We start from the raw sequence: 16,160 nt of genomic DNA on the forward strand, positions 1-16,160 counted from the left end.
CTGCGCTATTCGCCGCTCGCGGCGAGGTCGCGCAGCGCCTGCCGGTAGTCCGGATAGCGGAAGGCGTAGCCGAGCTCGCGTTTCAGCAGCGCGTTCGAGACCCGCTTGTTCTCGCTGTAGAAGCTCGCCGCCATCGGCGAGAGCTTGCTGGCGTCGAAGGGCGTTTCGGGCGGTGGCGCCAGCTCGGCGAGTTCGGCGGCGAAGCTGATCACGTCCTGCGGCGGCGCCGGCTCGTCATCGGTGACATTGTAGATCGCGCCCTGCTGCGGCTTGTCCAGCGAGGCCAGCAGCACCCCGGCGATGTCGTCGACATGGATGCGGTTGAAGACCTGGCCGGGCTTGACCAGCCGGTTGGCGGTGCCGGCGCGCAATTTGGTGATGGCGTTGCGGCCCGGCCCGTAGATGCCGGAGAGGCGGAAGATTTGCACCGGCTTGCCGCTGCGCTCGCCGAGCGCGAGCCAATCGCGTTCGATTTCGAGGCGCTGGCGCGAGCGCCGGCTGGTCGGACGTGCCTCGGCAGTCTCGTCGATCCAGGCACCGCTATGGTCGCCATAGACGCCGATCGTCGAAAGGTAGCCGATCCAGCGCAGATTGGGCGCAGCCGCAAGCTTGTCGGCCAGCGTCCGCAGCACCGGATCGCCGTCATCGTCGGGTTGGACCGAGACGAGCACGGCATCGGCCTCCGCCAGAGCGGCGGCCAGCGGCGAAGATACGGCGAAGCCGCCGAAGACGAGCGTGCGCAGGCCCTCCCGACTCAGGCTCGCGGCCTTCTCGGCCGAACGCACCGTGCCGGTGACCTCCCATCCCTGCGCCAGTGCGGCGCGCGCGAAGAAACCGGCGGAATAGCCGAGGCCGAGGATGACGAGCTTCATGCGGATTCCAATTTCCTGAGGTCGGGACGTGCCCATTCGGCCCTGACGTCGGCGTCTGGCTCGCAGGCGAGCCTGGCCGGCGCGAGTGTCGCTGCCCGCTCGGGGGCGAGCCGCAGCAGCGCCCAGGCCGCCATCGCCCGCACCAGGGGCGAGGGATCGTCGAGCAGGGCTTCCGCGCTTGCAGCGAGAGCCGGCTCGCTGCTGTTTCCGATCGCGATCAGCACATTGCGGATGAAGCGGTCGCGGCCGGTGCGCTTCACTGGCGTGCCGGCGAAGAGCTTGCGGAAGGCGGCGTCGTCGAGCGCGGCGAGCTCGGCGAGCGGCAGCGCCTCGAGTTCCTGCTTGAGCGCGAGGCGGGTTTCCTTTGCCGCCTGCGCGAACTTGTTCCAGGGGCAGACGGCGAGGCAGTCGTCGCAGCCGAAGATGCGATTGCCGATGCCTTCGCGGAGTTCGGCACCGATATGGCCCTGATGCTCGATCGTCAGATAGGCGATGCAGCGCCGCGCATCGAGCTGGTAGGGGGCGGGGAAAGCGGCGGTCGGGCAGATGTCGAGGCAGCGCGTGCAGGAACCGCAATGGTCGCGCTCGGCCACGTCGGGCGGCAGTTCGGCGGTGGTGTAGATTGCCCCGAGGAAGAGCCAGGAGCCGTGGGTGCGCGAGACCAGCACGGTGTGCTTGCCCTGCCAGCCGAGTCCGGCGGCCTGCGCCAACGGCTTCTCCATCACCGGAGCGGTGTCGACGAAGACCTTGACGTCGACCTCGCCGCGCGCCGCGAGCACGCCGGCGACGCTCTTCAGCTTGCCCTTGATGACGTCGTGATAGTCGCGCCTTCGGGCATAGAGCGAGATCGCGCCGCGGTCGCGCTGCCCCAGAACCGCCAGCGGATCGCCTTCGCCGGCATAGCTCATGCCGAGCATCACGACGGAGCGGGCGTCAGGCCAGAGCACGCCCGGCGCGGCGCGCTCGGCGGTGCGCTCGGTCATCCAGGCCATGTCGCCATGGTTGCCGGCGTCGAGCCAGCCGGCGAGGCGCGCCGGCGCCTGCGGGATCGAATCGACCGAGGCGACGCGCACGGCAGAGAAGCCTTCGCTTTCCGCCCGGGCCAGCACGACTTTCTTGAGCTTCTCGCCGCTCAGAAGTCCAGATCGTCGTAATGGGCCGACGGCGCCATGCCCGGAATCCGGTCGCTGAGCAGCGGCCGGAAGCTCGGTCTGGACTTGATCATGGCGTACCATGCGCGGGCGGCCTCGTCCTCTTCCCAGGGCACGTCGCCGAGATAGTCGACGCAGGAGAGATGCGCCGCGGCGGCGAGATCGGCATAGCTCAGAACCGGGCCTGCGAGCCAGTTCCGCTTCGCCGTCAGCCAGGCGATATAGCGCAGATGATAGCGGACATTGCCGCGGGCGGCACGGATCGCGCTCATTTCCGGCGGGCCGCCGCCTTCGTCGCGGCTCATGAAGCGTTTCATCACCTTTTCCAGCACGAGCGGCGCGGTGATTTCCTCGTTGAACTTGATGTTGAACCAGTCGAGCAGCCGGCGCACCTCGATGCGCTCGCCGGGGCCCTCCGGCAGCAGCCGGCGCTCGCCGAGGGCCAGGCCGCGCGTCTCGTCGAGATATTCGGCGATGGGTCCGGGGCCGGGGATGACGAGCCCGCTATCCTCGCGCAGCACCGGTGTCGTCCCGGCCGGATTGAGCTCGAGGAATTCGCGGCGGCGCTCCCATATCCGCTCCTCGACCATCGCGGCGTCGAGGCCGAATTCGCCTAGCACCAGCCGGACGAAGCGCGAATGCGGGCAGAGCGGATAATGGTGAAGGGTTGCCATCGGTCGCTTGAAACGGAGAATTGGGCTGGAAATGCGGCCTGAAGCGCGGTCGCGGGCCTTTCGGAGGCAAAATCCGTATAGGCTCGGCTGCGGTGGCTAACAACCCGGCTATCGGGCATGCGGCGGATTCGGCGCGTTTCCTTCGCCAATTGGTAACCAATTCGCAAAGAGCCTGCGCCATAGCTTTAACGCCCGCGGCGCCGCTTGGTTGCGTCGCGCCTGCCGGCTGAGAAGGACCTTCCGATGAGTGACCTGTTGGTGGCCGCCATTCTCGGCGTCGTCGAGGGGCTGACCGAATTTCTACCGGTCTCCTCGACCGGGCATCTCTTGCTGCTCGGCCATTTCCTCGGCTTCGAATCCAAGGGTAAATCCTTCGAGATCCTGGTCCAGCTCGGCGCGATCCTGGCGATCCTCCTGGTCTATTTTCATCGCCTGCTCGACATCGCCCGGCGTCTGCGCACCGATCCTGCGGCGCGCCGCTTCGTGATCGGCGTGCTCGTCGCCTTCCTGCCGGCGGCGGTGATCGGCGCGCTCGCCCATGGCTTCATCAAGGGCGTGCTGTTCAACCCCTTCCTGGTCTGCACCACGCTGATCGCCGGCGGGCTGGTCCTGCTCGTCGTCGACGAAATGGAGCTCGAGGTGAAGCACCACGACGCCACGGCTTTCCCGCTGGCGATGTATTTCAAGATCGGCCTGATCCAGTGCCTCGCCATGATCCCGGGCGTCTCACGCTCGGGCTCGACCATTGTCGGCGCCATGCTGCTCGGCGCCGACAAGCGTGCCGCGGCGGAGTTCTCCTTCTTCCTGGCCATGCCGACCATGGCTGGCGCCTTCGCCTATGATCTGATGAAGAACTACAAGGATCTCACCGCCAGCGACACGCTGCTGATCGGTATCGGCTTCGTCACCGCCTTCCTCTCGGCGCTGATCGTCGTTCGCTCCTTCCTCGATTTCGTCTCGAAGCGCGGCTTCACGCCCTTTGCCTGGTGGCGGATCGTGGTCGGCTCTGCCGGGCTTGCCGGGCTCTGGGTCTTCGGCTGAGGCGCGCTCAGGCGATCCGCTTGTCCGCGGAGTCGCAGAGATCGGCGACGATGCAGCTCTCGCAGGCCGGGCGCAGGGCCTTGCAGGTATAGCGCCCGTGCAGGATCAGCCAGTGATGGGCATGCCGGCCGAACTCGGCCGGGATCGCCTTCTCCAGCCCGAGCTCGACCTGCAGCACGTTCTTGCCCGGCGCGATGCGCAGGCGGTTGGCGACGCGGAAGACATGGGTGTCGACGGCGTGGGTGATCTCGCCGAAGGCGATGTTGAGAACGACATTGGCGGTCTTGCGGCCGACCCCGGGTAGGCTCTCCAACGCCTCGCGCGAGGTCGGCACGGCGCTGCCGAATTCGGCGATCAGCCTTTCGCAGAGCGCGATGACGTTCTTCGCCTTGGTGCGGTAAAGCCCGATCGTCTTGACCAGCTCACGCACCTGATCCTCGCCGAGCGCCAGCATCTTCTCGGGCGTGTCGGCGAGTTCGAACAGCCGCTTCGTCGCCTTGTTGACGCCGACATCGGTGGCCTGCGCCGAGAGCAGAACCGCGACGAGCAGCGTGAAGGCGTTGACATAGTCGAGCTCGCCCTTCGGCTCCGGCCGGGCCGTTCGGAAACGCGTGAAAATCTCGCGGATCTCGGCAGCGTTTCGGGCTTTGGGGGCGGCAGGCTTTCGGCGTGCGGGTGCGCGCGTCTTGCCACTGTTCGGCGGGCTCATCGCGGCGTTATACTGTGCGTATGAGCCTGAGCAAGCCCGCCCCAGAGAGCGCCGCCGCAGCCGCCGGTATCGTTGCGGAAAGGCCGGTCTTCGACGCCACCATCACGCCCCATCGCTCGCTCGGCGCGGATGGGTTCCGGCTGGTGATGACGCTGGTCTGCCTGACGAGCCTCGTCACCTCCGTGCCTTTCCTGCTGCTCGGGGCGTGGCCGGTGGCCGGCTTCTTCGGTCTCGACATCCTGGCGCTGTTCATCGCCTTCAAGGTCAATTTCAAGGCCGCGCGCGCCTTCGAGCGCATCGTGGTGACGCCGCTCGAAGTCCTGCTGCGCCAGGTTTCGCATCGCGGCAAGGAGGCGATCTGGCGCTCCAACCCGGCCTGGACCCGCCTCGAGCGTGAAGACGACGAGGATTACGGGCTGCTGCGGCTGGCGCTGGTCTCGCGCGGCTGCAAGGTTCCGGTCGCCGCGGCGTTGTCGCCACAAGAGCGCGAAGGCTTCGCGTCGGCGCTCTCCGCCGCGCTGGCCAAAGCCCGGCGCGGCCCCGATTTCGAGCCCGCCTGACGCGCATGGCCGCGACGATCATTCCGCTGATCGCGCTGGCCGTCATCATTTTCGTGCTCGTCGCCGCCATGCGTGCCAATCGCGGCCCGCGCGGCAAGCTGCCGCCGCAGGATGGCGGAGAAGCCTCGCGCCGCGCCTATGCGCTCCAGCTGCGCGACCGGCTCGATCACGCCCTGTTCGGGCCCGTGCTGGCGGCAGAGGTCTGGGACAGGCTGATGCAGCATCCCGTCGATCGCGGCCTGATCCACGAATGCCACCGCGATTTCTGCGGCCATGGCCTGATCCGCACTGAGGCTGGGATCAAGCTCTGCGACATCCTGGACGGCTATCACGGCGGCCAGGCGATCGCAGAATGGGCGTCGAAGGAAGAGTTCGTCGCCTTCTTCGCCGAGCAATCGGATTTCAGTTGCAGCGGCTGGGACGAGACCTCGCCGGTCTTCGCCACCAGCGACGAATGGCATCGCAACAATCAGCGTCTGACGCGCGAGAAGCTGCGGCGCTTCCTCTCGGGGCCGATCCTGGCCTGAGGCGTCAGTGCCGCTGCGCCAGCCAGACCGTGTGGCCGCCGCAGGTCGCGTCCTCGACGACATGGTCGATGACGACGAAGCCGTTCTCGCCGAGCAGGCGGCGATATTCCTCCGGTGCCAGGCTGGCATGGTAGAGTGGCTCGCCCTCGAACGTCCCGATCGCCTCGCCATGGCCGGGGCCGCTGGTGAAGAGCAGGGCGGCGCCTTCCGCCGCATGCTGCCGGAAGAGCGGGAACATCAGGCGCTGGTCGTCATGGCGAAGATGGAAGAAGCTGTCCCAGGCGATCAGCCCGTCGAAGCGCCTGCCGAGCGCGAGATCGCGCATGTCCGCGACCTGCCAGGACTGCTCCGGGAAGCGCTCGCGGCAGAGCCCGATCAGCGGCCCGGAGGAATCGACGCCGGTCACGGCGCAACCGCGCTCGATCAGATGCCGGGCGATCGGCTCGCCCATGCCGCAGCCGATGTCGAGGACCGACGGTACGGCCGGCAGCAGCGTGCAGAAACGCTCGAGCCAGGCCACCTCCATCAGCTTTCGGCCGCGCAGCGCATCGTAGGCGGCGGCATGGCGCTCATAGAGCGAGACGATCGCGGCGGCAGAATCGGTCATCCGCTGGATTGTAGATGGTGGCGGCGGGGAGGGCGAGCTTGCCAGCTTTCGGGTGGGATAGGCATGCTGGCATGAGTAGCTTCGCGGACATGAGATCAGATCGCGAGGGTAGAACGATGAACGCTCATTCCGGCTTCCGAACTGCGATGAAACCGATCAATCTCTCCAATGCCGTGCTCGCCCGTGCAGCCGAGGCCATTCCCTCGGAGGCCGATTTTCCGGCACCGGCGCCCGGCTCGGATTATGATACGGTGCGCCGCATCCTCGCCTATATCACCGAGCACTGGCGGCAGCAGCCGACGATCGAGCAGATCGCCGAAGCCGCAGGCGCGACGCCGACCGATGTCCATCACCTGTTCCGGCGCTGGTGCGGGCTGACGCCGAAGGCCTTCCTGCAGGCGATCACGCTCGACAATGCCAAGGGGTTACTGGCCTCCTCGGCCAGCATCCTCGACACCAGCTACGAGGTCGGGCTTTCCGGCCCCGGCCGGCTGCATGACCTCTTCGTCAGCCATGAGGCGATGTCGCCCGGCGAATGGAAAACCGGCGGCGAGGGCCTGCGGCTCTCCTACGGCTTCCATCCCTCACCCTTCGGCGAGGCTCTGATCGTGGTCACCGAGCGCGGCCTCGCCGGGCTCGGCTGGGTCTCGAACGGCCAGGATGGCGGCAAGGTCGTCGGCGGCCGGGCCGAGGCGCTCGCCGACATGATGCGGCGCTGGCCGCATGCCGATTACCGTTTCGATCCACAGGCGACCAAGCCCTATGCGGGCCGCATCTTCGAGCCGGAGCGCTGGTCGGCGCAGACGCCGTTGCGCGTCGTGTTGATCGGCACCGATTTCGAGGTGCGCGTCTGGGAGACGCTGCTGAGGATTCCGGTCGGTTGCGCCACCACCTACGGCGATGTCGCCGACCATATCGGCAAGCCCTCGGCGGCGCGTGCGGTCGGGGCGGCGGTCGGCAAGAATCCGATCTCCTTCGTCGTGCCCTGTCATCGCGTCATCGGCAAGTCCGGCGCGCTCACCGGCTATCATTGGGGGTTGACGCGTAAGCGTGCGATCCTCGGCTGGGAGGCCGGGCAGGTATCGGGCGGTCAGGCGATCTGAGCAGGCACGAAGGTCGCGGTGGATGCGCCGTCGCGATTCCAGGACTTCGCACAGCGAAGGTCCGGACCCCATGAACACCGAAGTCGCAACGGAGGGAGCGGCTCTCGGCCTTCCTGTTCTCCGCCCGTCAGGTCCACGTGTTCCGGGCTCGTTGCTGCACAGCGCCCCGGAACGACGGCGCTGGTGACAATCGCAGCCGATATTACTGGATCGCCTGGGGGGGCGGCGCCGCGGGGGGAGCTGTCCGCTTCGCCGTGGCCGGCCGCGGCTTGGTCGCTTCCGGCTTCGGTTCGGGCAGGCCCAGCCGGGCGCGGATCGAGGCGGCACGGCCCTCGGTGATGCGGGCGCCGCAGAAGCCGTGGCTGCCCTCGCTCTGGAAATCGCGGCAGATCTGGGCGCGCTCGGAGGAGAACGCCGCCTGCTCGCGGGCGATGCTGCGCTGCTCCGGAAGCTCGGCCTTGGCCGACAGCGCCCGGTAGCCTTCGCGCACGGCGTTCTCGGCCTTGCCGCGCTCGGCCTCGATCTCCTTGGCGTGGGCGGCCAGCGTGCGCGCATCCGGCCCCCAGACGCCTCGGGGGTCGATCCGGCAGGCGGCCGCCTCGATCACGCAGGGCTCGGCAGGCTCGACCACCAGGAAGCCGCCTTCCAATACGTCGAATACGATCGGACAGACCGAGGCCTCGAGCTTGTAGCGCGGCAGGCCGGCAGGCTTGCCGAGAAAGGTCAGTGGCACAGCCGTGTCGCCGAAGGAGATGGCGCAGGGCTCGACCAGGTTCTGGGCCTGGAAGCCCTCGGCTCGGAGCTTCAGCCCATAGCCGGTCGCGGTCTTTTCCAGCATGGCTTCGCCGGCCCCACCATTGCGCCGTACGGTCTTGCCGAGCAGCGATTCCTCGCCGGGGATCTTGATGGCCGGCATCGTCCGCGGGCGCGGCGCCGCCGGTGCGCTCGATGCCGGCGGTGAATACTGTGTGCCGGGCGCGCTGAACGGCTGGGCACCGGGCAGTTGCAGAGGCTGCGCTGCGGCCGTGCAGCCGAACCAGGCCAGCGCGGCGCCGGTGACGGCGAGGCGGCTTGCGGCGGAGCTGCGGGTCGGCGTCACGGCGGGTCCTTTTCGGCGATGGACGGTCTTTCTGAATGGAATGACACGGCCCTGCGCGCAAGGGCGCGAGAGCAACACCAGGCGTTAATCATGCCGGGCGACGAAGACCGTGCCGGGCGCGACAGGGAGCTGGCTCTTATTCCGGCTTCGCGCCTTGCAAGGGGGGCGGCACCCTCCCTATATACGCCGCGAAGCGGTGGTTTTCGCCACGGCCGGAACCGGAATGCCATGGCTCCCAAGGTCTTGGCGGATTCCCGGTTCGCTTTATTGAACCGGCGGACGGTGGCCGGGCCGGGGCATCCGCCCTGGATCCGGAAACGCCTGCCAGACGTGGATATCCCGTATTCGTTCGCCGCAGAAGGTGGGGACGGGTCGGGACCATGGGCCGGAGGTCGCGTCACTGCGCGGCGTTCCGGCGATCTGCTAAATCGAAAGGGATCCCTTCCATGGGTAAAGTTATCGGCATCGACCTCGGCACGACCAATTCCTGCGTTGCAGTGATGGAAGGCTCGACGCCCAAGGTCATCGAGAATTCGGAAGGCGCGCGTACCACGCCTTCGATCGTCGCCATCACCGATGACGGCGAGCGGCTTGTCGGCCAGCCGGCCAAACGCCAGGCCGTCACCAATCCGGAGCGCACCTTCTTCGCCATCAAGCGCCTGATCGGGCGCACCTTCGACGATCCGATGACCAAGAAGGACATCGATCTCGTCCCCTACAAGATCAAGAAGGCGCCCTCGGGCGACGCCTGGGTCGAGGCCGACGGCAAGGATTACTCGCCCTCGCAGATCTCCGCCTTCACGCTGACGAAGATGAAGGAGACCGCGGAGGCCTATCTCGGCCAGCCGGTCACGCAGGCGGTCATCACCGTCCCGGCGTACTTCAACGACGCCCAGCGTCAGGCCACCAAGGATGCCGGCCGCATCGCCGGTCTCGAGGTGCTGCGCATCATCAACGAGCCGACCGCGGCTGCGCTCGCCTATGGCCTCGACAAGAAGTCGACCGGCACGATCGCGGTCTATGACCTCGGTGGCGGTACCTTCGACGTCTCGATTCTCGAGATCGGCGACGGCGTCTTCGAGGTGAAGTCGACCAATGGCGACACCTTCCTCGGCGGCGAGGACTTCGACATGCGCCTGGTCGAGTATCTGGCGGACGAGTTCAAGCGCGAGCAGGGCATCGACCTGAAGAAGGACAAGCTCGCTCTCCAGCGTCTGAAGGAGGCTGCTGAAAAGGCCAAGATCGAGCTTTCGACCACGGCCCAGACCGAGATCAACCTGCCCTACATCACGGCCGATGCCTCGGGTCCGAAGCACCTCGCCATCAAGCTCTCGCGCGCCAAATTCGAGAGCCTGGTCGACGATCTCGTGCAGCGCACCATCGAGCCTTGCCGCAAGGCCCTCAAGGATGCCGGCCTCTCGGCCGGTGACATCGACGAGGTCGTCCTGGTCGGCGGCATGACGCGCATGCCGAAGGTCCAGGAAGTCGTGAAGCAGTTCTTCGGCAAGGAGCCCCACAAGGGCGTCAACCCGGACGAGGTCGTCGCCATCGGCGCCGCGGTCCAGGCCGGCGTGCTGCAGGGCGACGTCAAGGACGTGCTGCTGCTCGACGTGACCCCGCTCTCGCTCGGCATCGAGACGCTGGGCGGCGTGTTCACGCGCCTGATCGACCGCAACACCACGATCCCGACCAAGAAGAGCCAGGTCTTCTCGACCGCCGAGGACAATCAGCAGGCGGTGACGATCCGGGTCTTCCAGGGCGAGCGCGAAATGGCGGCCGACAACAAGATGCTCGGCCAGTTCGACCTGATGGGCATTCCGCCGTCCCCGCGCGGCATGCCGCAGATCGAGGTGACCTTCGACATCGACGCCAACGGCATCGTCTCGGTCACCGCCAAGGACAAGGCGACGAGCAAGGAGCAGCAGATCCGCATCCAGGCTTCCGGTGGTCTCTCCGAGGCCGAGATCCAGAAGATGGTGAAGGACGCCGAGTCCAACGCCGCCGAGGACAAGAAGCGCCGCGAGCTGGTCGAGGCCAAGAACCAGGGCGAGAGCCTCGTGCACTCGACCGAAAAGTCGCTGAAGGATTATGGCGACAAGGTTTCGGCCGCCGACAAGACCGCGATCGAGACGGCGCTCGACGCCCTGAAGACGGCGCTGGCGGGCGATGATTCCGAGGCCATCGCCTCGCGGACCAATGAGCTGATGCAGGCCTCGATGAAGCTCGGCGAGGCGATGTATGCCGCCAGCCAGGCCGAGGCCGGGGCCGCCGATGGCGCTGCCGACGAAGCCGACGCCAAGAAGGACGACGTCATCGACGCCGACTTCAAGGATGTCAGCGACGACAAGGGCGACAAGAAGAAGAGCGCCTGAGCGCGTTCGCCGCCCCGTAGAACGTGATGGCCGGGCTTGACCCGGCCATTGCATTCGCGGAATGGCCTGTGAAGGGAAAGCTCGCCTGGCTGCGTCGTGAGGCGCAGGAGGGCGCAAGAGCGGCTGTTTGATGTCCAAGCGCGACTATTACGAAATTCTCGGCGTGCAGAAGACCGCCAGCGAAGCGGAGCTGAAGAGCGCCTTCCGCAAGCTCGCCATGCAGTGCCATCCGGATCGGCATCCCGGCGACAAGGCGGCCGAGACCAAGTTCAAGGAATTGAACGAGGCCTATCAGGTTCTCTCCGACGGCCAGAAGCGCGGCGCCTATGACCGCTACGGCCACCAGGCCTTCGAGCAGGGCGGCGGTGGCGGCCCGGCCGACATGTCCGACTTCATGTCGGACATCTTCGAATCCTTCTTCGGCGACGGCCGCGGCCGTGGTGGTCCGCGCGGCGCCAATGCCCGCGAGCGCGGCGCCGATCTGCGCTACAATCTCGAGATCGGCCTCGAGGAGGCCTATGCCGGCAAGAACGCGACCATTCGCGTGCCGACCTCCGTGGTCTGCGAGGTCTGCACCGGCACCGGCGCCAAGGCAGGCTCGAAATCGCGGCAATGCGCGACCTGCGGCGGCCATGGGCGCGTTCGTGCCAATCAGGGCTTCTTCTCGGTCGAGCGCACCTGCCCGACCTGCGGCGGCCGTGGCGAGGTTATCGACGATCCCTGCAATGGCTGCCATGGTTCCGGCCGCGTCACCCGCGAGCGCACGCTCTCGGTCAACATCCCGGCCGGTGTCGAGGACGGCACACGCATCCGCCTCGCCGGCGAGGGAGAGGCCGGCCTGCGCGGCGGTCCGGCGGGGGATCTCTACATCTTCCTCTCGATCAAGCCGCACGCGATCTTCCAGCGCGATGGCGCCGACCTGTTCTGCCGCGTGCCGATCGGCCTGACCTCGGCGGCACTAGGCGGCGAGATCGAGGTGCCGACCCTTAATGGCGAGAAGGCCAGGGTGAAGATCCCGGAGGGCACGCAGACCGGCAAGCAGTTCCGCCTCAAGGGCAAGGGCATGAGCGTGTTGCGCTCGCGCGATTCCGGCGACCTCTACATCCAGGTCCTGGTCGAGACGCCGCAGAAGCTCACCGCCCGTCAGCGCGAATTGCTGCTCGAATTCGAGCGCGAGAGCTCCGGCGCGACCCATCCGGAAAGCGCCGGCTTCTTCGGCCGGGTCAAGGACTTCCTCGGCGGCCTCGGCGGCGCCGCCTGAGGCGCCCTGCTGGTAGCCCCATTCCGGCCTTACGCGTCGCTGCGGCCGGAATGATCTGGATACGAAAAAGCGGGCGCCTTTCGGCGCCCGCTTCTTGATCGGGACCTGATGTGATGATCAGGCCTTGTCGATCACTTTCTTGACCGCATCCTTGGCCTTGCCGACGGCTTGCTGGGCCTCGCCCTTGCGCTCCTGCGCGAAGCCCTCGGCCTCGAGGCCGGGCTTGTTCAGCGCCTTGCCGGCGGCCTGCTTGATGTTGCCGGCGGCCTCGTTGGCCATGCCCTTGATCTTGTCGGCGGTGCTGCCCATCGGTCGTTTCCTTGCTCGAACATGTGCCGCCGCAGCGGCGATGCCCAATGAACGGCCGGGCGCGAGGAAGGTTCCCGGCACGCTGCGCGCTACGAGCCGGCTATCGCCCTCAGTGCTTCCGCCGTCGCCTGATTGGCCGGGAAGAAGGTTTCGAGCGCGAGTTCCGACAAGGTGACGTCGACCGGCGTGCCGAACACCGTCGTCGCCGAGATCAGCGACAGGATGCTGTCGCCGAAACGCATTTGCAGCGGCACGACGACCGGCGGCTCGCTGTCTTCGCCGGCCTTGCCCTTGCGCGCCGGCAGGTCCGGCGTGGGATATCCCAACAGCTCCGCCAGCAGTTCGGCGAGCGCCGGGTCGGCGGTGGCGCGAATCTGCTGGCGCAGCCGGGCGATCAGATGGCTGCGCCATTCGGCGAAGTTGACGATCGCCGGCGCGAGGCCGCCGGGATGCAGGCTGAGCCTCAGCACATTGACCGGCGGACGCAGCAGCTCCGCTTCGGTCACGCCTGCGAGCAGCGGCGCCACCGCGGCGTTGGCGGCGAGCAGCGTCCAGTGCCGGTCGACCGCCAGCGCCGGATAGGGCTCATGCCCTTTCAGCAGCAGATCGATCGCGCTGCGGGCCGCCTGCAGGCCGGGATCCTCGAGCGAGCGTTCGAGATAGACCGGCGCATAGCCGGCTGCGAGCAGGAGCGCGTTGCGCTCACGCAGGGGCACGCCGAGATTTTCGGCGAGGTGCAGGACCATGTCCCGGCTCGGCGCCGAGCGGCCGCTTTCGATGAAGCTGAGATGCTTCTGGGAGATCTCGGCCTCGAGGGCGAGGTCGAGCTGGCTGAGCCGGCGAAGCTGGCGCCAGTCGCGGATGAGATGGCCGACCGTAGGTTTCTGGTGCTGGTTCATGTGGGGCAAGCTAGCGCCGGTCGGACCGGCTTCCAATTACCTCCGGCTTAATCGACCGACCTCCGGGCATCCGTCAGCATGGCCTCCATCAGCAACGGCGCTGCCCGGAACGGCGGCCAAACCGGAGAACAGCCATGGCCTACATCCAGTCCTCCAGCTTCCTGCGCAACGTCCTCGCCCTCGATGCCGCCGCCTGTGCCGCCACCGGCCTGCTGCTCAGTTTCGGAGCCGGAGCGCTTGCCGGCCTGCTCGGCTTCCCGGCCGAGTTCCTGCGCGGCGCCGGGCTCGTGCTGCTGCCCTGCGCCGCGGTGCTCGCCTTCCTCGCCAGTCGGGTGCGTCTGCCGCGGCTCGCCATCCATGCGGTGATCGGTATCAACATCCTCTGGGTCGCCGACAGTATCCTGATCCTGGTCTCCGGCTGGTTTCAGCCGACCGCGCTCGGCATCGCCTTCGTCCTGGCTCAGGCCGCGGTGGTCGCGGTCGTCACCGAGCTGGAGGTGATCGGGCTCAAAAAGTCGACGCCGGTCGAGGTTGAGACCGCTGCTCTCCGGCTTTGAATTCCCCGGCAGAGATCGCCCCGCTTCCGGCGAGCCGGAAGCGGGGCGATCTCGTTTCAGCTGTCACGAAACTGTTGCCCGCACTGATTAGCCGGAGGGTCCGCCGTTCTCTCAAGCCTTGCGGAACAGGACCCGTCCGATGCGCAAACCGCTCGCCTTCGCTGCCCTCGCGACCGTCTTGCTCGGCGGTACGGCTCTGGCCGAACCGATGTTCAACCGTATCGCGACCTTCTCCGTGCCCAGCAATCTCCCCGCCGGCCGCGACCCCAAGCAGAAGACCGTCGCCGAGATCATCGCCGCCAACGAGGCCGGCACGCTGCTCGCCTATACCGATGCCGAGCAGAAGGGCATCGGCCTGATCGACATCGCCGCCGCCAGCGCGCCGAAGCCGGCGGGCTTCGTGTCCGTCGAAGGCGAGCCGACCTCGGTGGTCGTCCTCGGTGACCGGGCCTTCGCCGCGATCGTCACCTCCGGCGACAATTTCAAGGAACCGACCGGGCATCTCGCCACCATCGACCTGAAGACGAAGCAGGTCATGGCGAAATGCGAGCTCGGCGGCCAGCCGGATTCGATCGCGCTGAGCAAGGACAAGCGCAAGATCGTCATCGCCATCGAGAACGAGCGCGACGAGAAACTGGACAAGGGCGCGCTGCCGCAGCTTCCGGCCGGCAACCTCACCCTGATCGGCCTCAAGGACGGCGAAGCTGATTGTGCCTCGAAGCAAATCGTCGACCTCACCGGCATCACCGCCGTCGAGCCAACCGACCCCGAGCCCGAATTCGTCGACGTCAACCAGGACGGGCTCGCCGTGGTGACGCTGCAGGAGAACAACCACCTCGCCATCGTCGACACCGGGACCGGCAAGCTCGTTGCCCATTTCCCGGCCGGTGCGGTCGATCTGAAGAGCATCGACAAGACCCGCGACGGCCAGATCAGCCCGGTCGAGGAGCTGAAAGGGGTGGCGCGCGAGCCCGATGCCGTGCGCTGGCTCGACAATGACCGCTTCGTCACCGCCAATGAGGGCGACTGGAAGGGCGGCTCGCGCGGCTTCACCATCTTCCGCAAGGACGGCACGGTCGAGTTCGATTCTGGCGCACTGGTCGACCATATCGCCATCAGGCTCGGACACTATCCGGAGCGCCGCTCGGCGGCCAAGGGCAGCGAGCCCGAGGGCATCGAGGTCGGAACCTATGGCGAGGACCGGCTGATCTTCGTCGGGCTGGAGCGGGCCTCCCTCGTGCTCGTCTTCAAGGACGAGGGCGCTGGCCGTGCCCCGCGCTATCTCCAGGCGCTGCCGGGCGGGATCGCTCCCGAGGGCCTGCTCGCCATCCCGCAGCGCAACCTCTTCGTCTCGGCCTCCGAGGCCGATCTCGGTGCCAAGGGCGGGCCGCGCTCGGCGGTGACGATCTACGAGCGCAGCGCGGCCCAGGCCGCCTATCCGACCATTCAGTCCGCCGATGTCGGTGGCGTGCCGCTCGGCTGGGGGGCGCTCTCAGGCCTCGCGGCCCATCCGAGCCTGACCGGCCGGCTCTTCGCCGTCACCGACAGCGCCTATTCGCCCTCCCGCATCCTCGAAATCGACGCGACGGCGAAGCCGGCGACGATCACCGGCGCGCTGACGCTCGGCAAGGACGGCAAGCCCGCCGCCTACGACCTCGAAGGCATCGCAACGCGTCCCGGTGGCGGCTTCTGGCTCGCCTCGGAGGGCAATCCCGAGCACAAGGAGAAGCCGACGAAGAACATCCTGCTGCGCGTTTCTGCCAAGGGCGAGGTCGAGGAGGAGATTTTCCTGCCGGCGGAACTCGAGGCCCAGGCCTCGCGCTTCGGCCTTGAGGGCGTTGCCGTCACCGGCACGGGCGCGGACGAAACGGTCTGGCTCGCCGTGCAGCGCGAATGGAAGGATGATCCCAAGGGCAAGGCCAAGATCCTGAGCTACAGGCCCGCCGACAAGAGTTGGGGCGTGCTGCACTATCCGCTGAGCGCGCCGGCTGCCGGTGCCTGGATGGGGCTTTCGGAGCTAACCTATCTCGGCGAGGACCGCTTCGCTGTGATCGAGCGTGACAACCAGTTCGGTGCCGGGGCGGTGAAGACGCTGCAGAGTTTCTCGGTGAGGGGGATGAAGCCGGCGCCGCTCGGCGCTTCCGACATCCCGACGGTCGAGAAGACGCTGCTGCGCGACCTGACGCCGGAGCTGATGAAGCGCGGCGGCTACGGGCTCGACAAGGTCGAGGGCATGGCGCTCGACAAGGAGGGCAACCTCTTCGTCGTCACCGACAATGACGGCGTCGACGATTCCTCCGGCGAGACCCAGTTCTTCGCCATCGGCAAGCTCGGAAAGTAAGCCTGCAAGACAAGGCTGGCGGGCTCGATCTCCAGCTGCATCAAGCGACCTCGTCATCCCGGCGCTACGCGGGTTCGC

The 16,160-nt window shown here is 67.3% G+C and carries 16 protein-coding genes; 8 read left to right on the forward strand and 8 right to left on the reverse strand.

Annotated elements, in window-relative coordinates; genetic code table 11:
- Positions 1–5 precede the first annotated feature (5 nt).
- The 3 genes from J0J10_RS09600 to J0J10_RS09610 are packed head-to-tail and all read right to left on the reverse strand — an operon-like array spanning position 6 to position 2,697.
- Positions 6–872 (reverse strand): SDR family oxidoreductase, encoded by an 867-nt coding sequence (locus tag J0J10_RS09600; RefSeq protein WP_291646270.1) that lies wholly within the window; start codon positions 870–872, stop codon positions 6–8.
- A complete protein-coding gene (gene queG, locus J0J10_RS09605) occupies positions 869–2,107 on the reverse strand; it encodes a tRNA epoxyqueuosine(34) reductase QueG (protein WP_465247181.1) in 1,239 nt (412 codons plus the stop codon). Before queG ends, J0J10_RS09600 begins: the two co-directional genes overlap by 4 nt.
- Positions 2,005–2,697 carry a glutathione S-transferase family protein gene (locus tag J0J10_RS09610; RefSeq protein WP_291633469.1) on the reverse strand — a complete coding sequence of 231 codons (693 nt, stop codon included), beginning with the start codon at positions 2,695–2,697 and terminating at the stop codon, positions 2,005–2,007. Before J0J10_RS09610 ends, queG begins: the two co-directional genes overlap by 103 nt.
- Before the next feature lie 243 nt (positions 2,698–2,940).
- On the opposite strand from J0J10_RS09610, the gene J0J10_RS09615 reads away from it, so the two are divergent.
- Positions 2,941–3,738: an undecaprenyl-diphosphate phosphatase gene (locus J0J10_RS09615; protein WP_291646272.1), complete on the forward strand. Its 798-nt coding sequence runs from the start codon at positions 2,941–2,943 to the stop codon at positions 3,736–3,738.
- A 7-nt stretch (positions 3,739–3,745) separates the two neighbouring features.
- Here the strand turns inward: J0J10_RS09615 and nth are convergent, their stop codons facing one another.
- Positions 3,746–4,447 (reverse strand): endonuclease III, encoded by a 702-nt coding sequence (gene nth, locus J0J10_RS09620; RefSeq protein WP_291646273.1) that lies wholly within the window; start codon positions 4,445–4,447, stop codon positions 3,746–3,748.
- Between the two features lie 20 nt (positions 4,448–4,467).
- Between nth and J0J10_RS09625 the strand changes: the two genes are divergently transcribed.
- Positions 4,468–5,007 (forward strand): DUF2244 domain-containing protein, encoded by a 540-nt coding sequence (locus J0J10_RS09625; protein WP_291646274.1) that lies wholly within the window; start codon positions 4,468–4,470, stop codon positions 5,005–5,007.
- Between the two features lie 5 nt (positions 5,008–5,012).
- The gene (locus tag J0J10_RS09630) at positions 5,013–5,534 is read left to right on the forward strand and encodes a hypothetical protein (protein ID WP_291646275.1); all 522 of its coding nucleotides are present in this window, start codon (positions 5,013–5,015) and stop codon (positions 5,532–5,534) included.
- A gap of 4 nt (positions 5,535–5,538) precedes the next feature.
- Here the strand turns inward: J0J10_RS09630 and J0J10_RS09635 are convergent, their stop codons facing one another.
- Positions 5,539–6,141, reverse strand: a complete 603-nt coding sequence (locus J0J10_RS09635) for a class I SAM-dependent DNA methyltransferase (protein ID WP_291646276.1) — start codon at positions 6,139–6,141, stop codon at positions 5,539–5,541.
- A 116-nt stretch (positions 6,142–6,257) separates the two neighbouring features.
- On the opposite strand from J0J10_RS09635, the gene J0J10_RS09640 reads away from it, so the two are divergent.
- Complete coding sequence (locus tag J0J10_RS09640) at positions 6,258–7,244, forward strand: methylated-DNA--[protein]-cysteine S-methyltransferase (protein WP_291646277.1); 987 nt, start codon at positions 6,258–6,260, stop codon at positions 7,242–7,244.
- A gap of 202 nt (positions 7,245–7,446) precedes the next feature.
- Here J0J10_RS09640 and J0J10_RS09645 read toward each other — a convergent pair whose 3' ends face one another.
- A complete protein-coding gene (locus J0J10_RS09645) occupies positions 7,447–8,343 on the reverse strand; it encodes a hypothetical protein (RefSeq protein ID WP_291646278.1) in 897 nt (298 codons plus the stop codon).
- 446 nt (positions 8,344–8,789) lie between these two features.
- Between J0J10_RS09645 and dnaK the strand changes: the two genes are divergently transcribed.
- Together dnaK and dnaJ are read left to right on the forward strand one after the other, a co-directional pair.
- The gene (dnaK, locus tag J0J10_RS09650; protein ID WP_291646279.1) at positions 8,790–10,715 is read left to right on the forward strand and encodes a molecular chaperone DnaK; all 1,926 of its coding nucleotides are present in this window, start codon (positions 8,790–8,792) and stop codon (positions 10,713–10,715) included.
- A gap of 130 nt (positions 10,716–10,845) precedes the next feature.
- Positions 10,846–11,976: a molecular chaperone DnaJ gene (gene dnaJ, locus J0J10_RS09655; protein WP_291646280.1), complete on the forward strand. Its 1,131-nt coding sequence runs from the start codon at positions 10,846–10,848 to the stop codon at positions 11,974–11,976.
- 117 nt (positions 11,977–12,093) lie between these two features.
- Here dnaJ and J0J10_RS09660 read toward each other — a convergent pair whose 3' ends face one another.
- The gene (locus J0J10_RS09660) at positions 12,094–12,285 is read right to left on the reverse strand and encodes a CsbD family protein (protein ID WP_291633489.1); all 192 of its coding nucleotides are present in this window, start codon (positions 12,283–12,285) and stop codon (positions 12,094–12,096) included.
- An 89-nt stretch (positions 12,286–12,374) separates the two neighbouring features.
- Positions 12,375–13,184: a helix-turn-helix domain-containing protein gene (locus J0J10_RS09665; RefSeq protein WP_291646281.1), complete on the reverse strand. Its 810-nt coding sequence runs from the start codon at positions 13,182–13,184 to the stop codon at positions 12,375–12,377.
- Between the two features lie 134 nt (positions 13,185–13,318).
- On the opposite strand from J0J10_RS09665, the gene J0J10_RS09670 reads away from it, so the two are divergent.
- Together J0J10_RS09670 and J0J10_RS09675 are read left to right on the forward strand one after the other, a co-directional pair.
- Entirely contained in the window at positions 13,319–13,741 is a 423-nt protein-coding gene (locus J0J10_RS09670; protein ID WP_291646282.1) for a hypothetical protein, read from the forward strand.
- Between the two features lie 139 nt (positions 13,742–13,880).
- Positions 13,881–16,082 carry an esterase-like activity of phytase family protein gene (locus J0J10_RS09675; protein WP_291646283.1) on the forward strand — a complete coding sequence of 734 codons (2,202 nt, stop codon included), beginning with the start codon at positions 13,881–13,883 and terminating at the stop codon, positions 16,080–16,082.
- The last annotated feature ends 78 nt before the right edge of the window (positions 16,083–16,160 follow it).

It is taken from the genome of Allobosea sp., from assembly GCF_017308075.1.
Classification (GTDB): Bacteria; Pseudomonadota; Alphaproteobacteria; order Rhizobiales; family Beijerinckiaceae; genus Allobosea.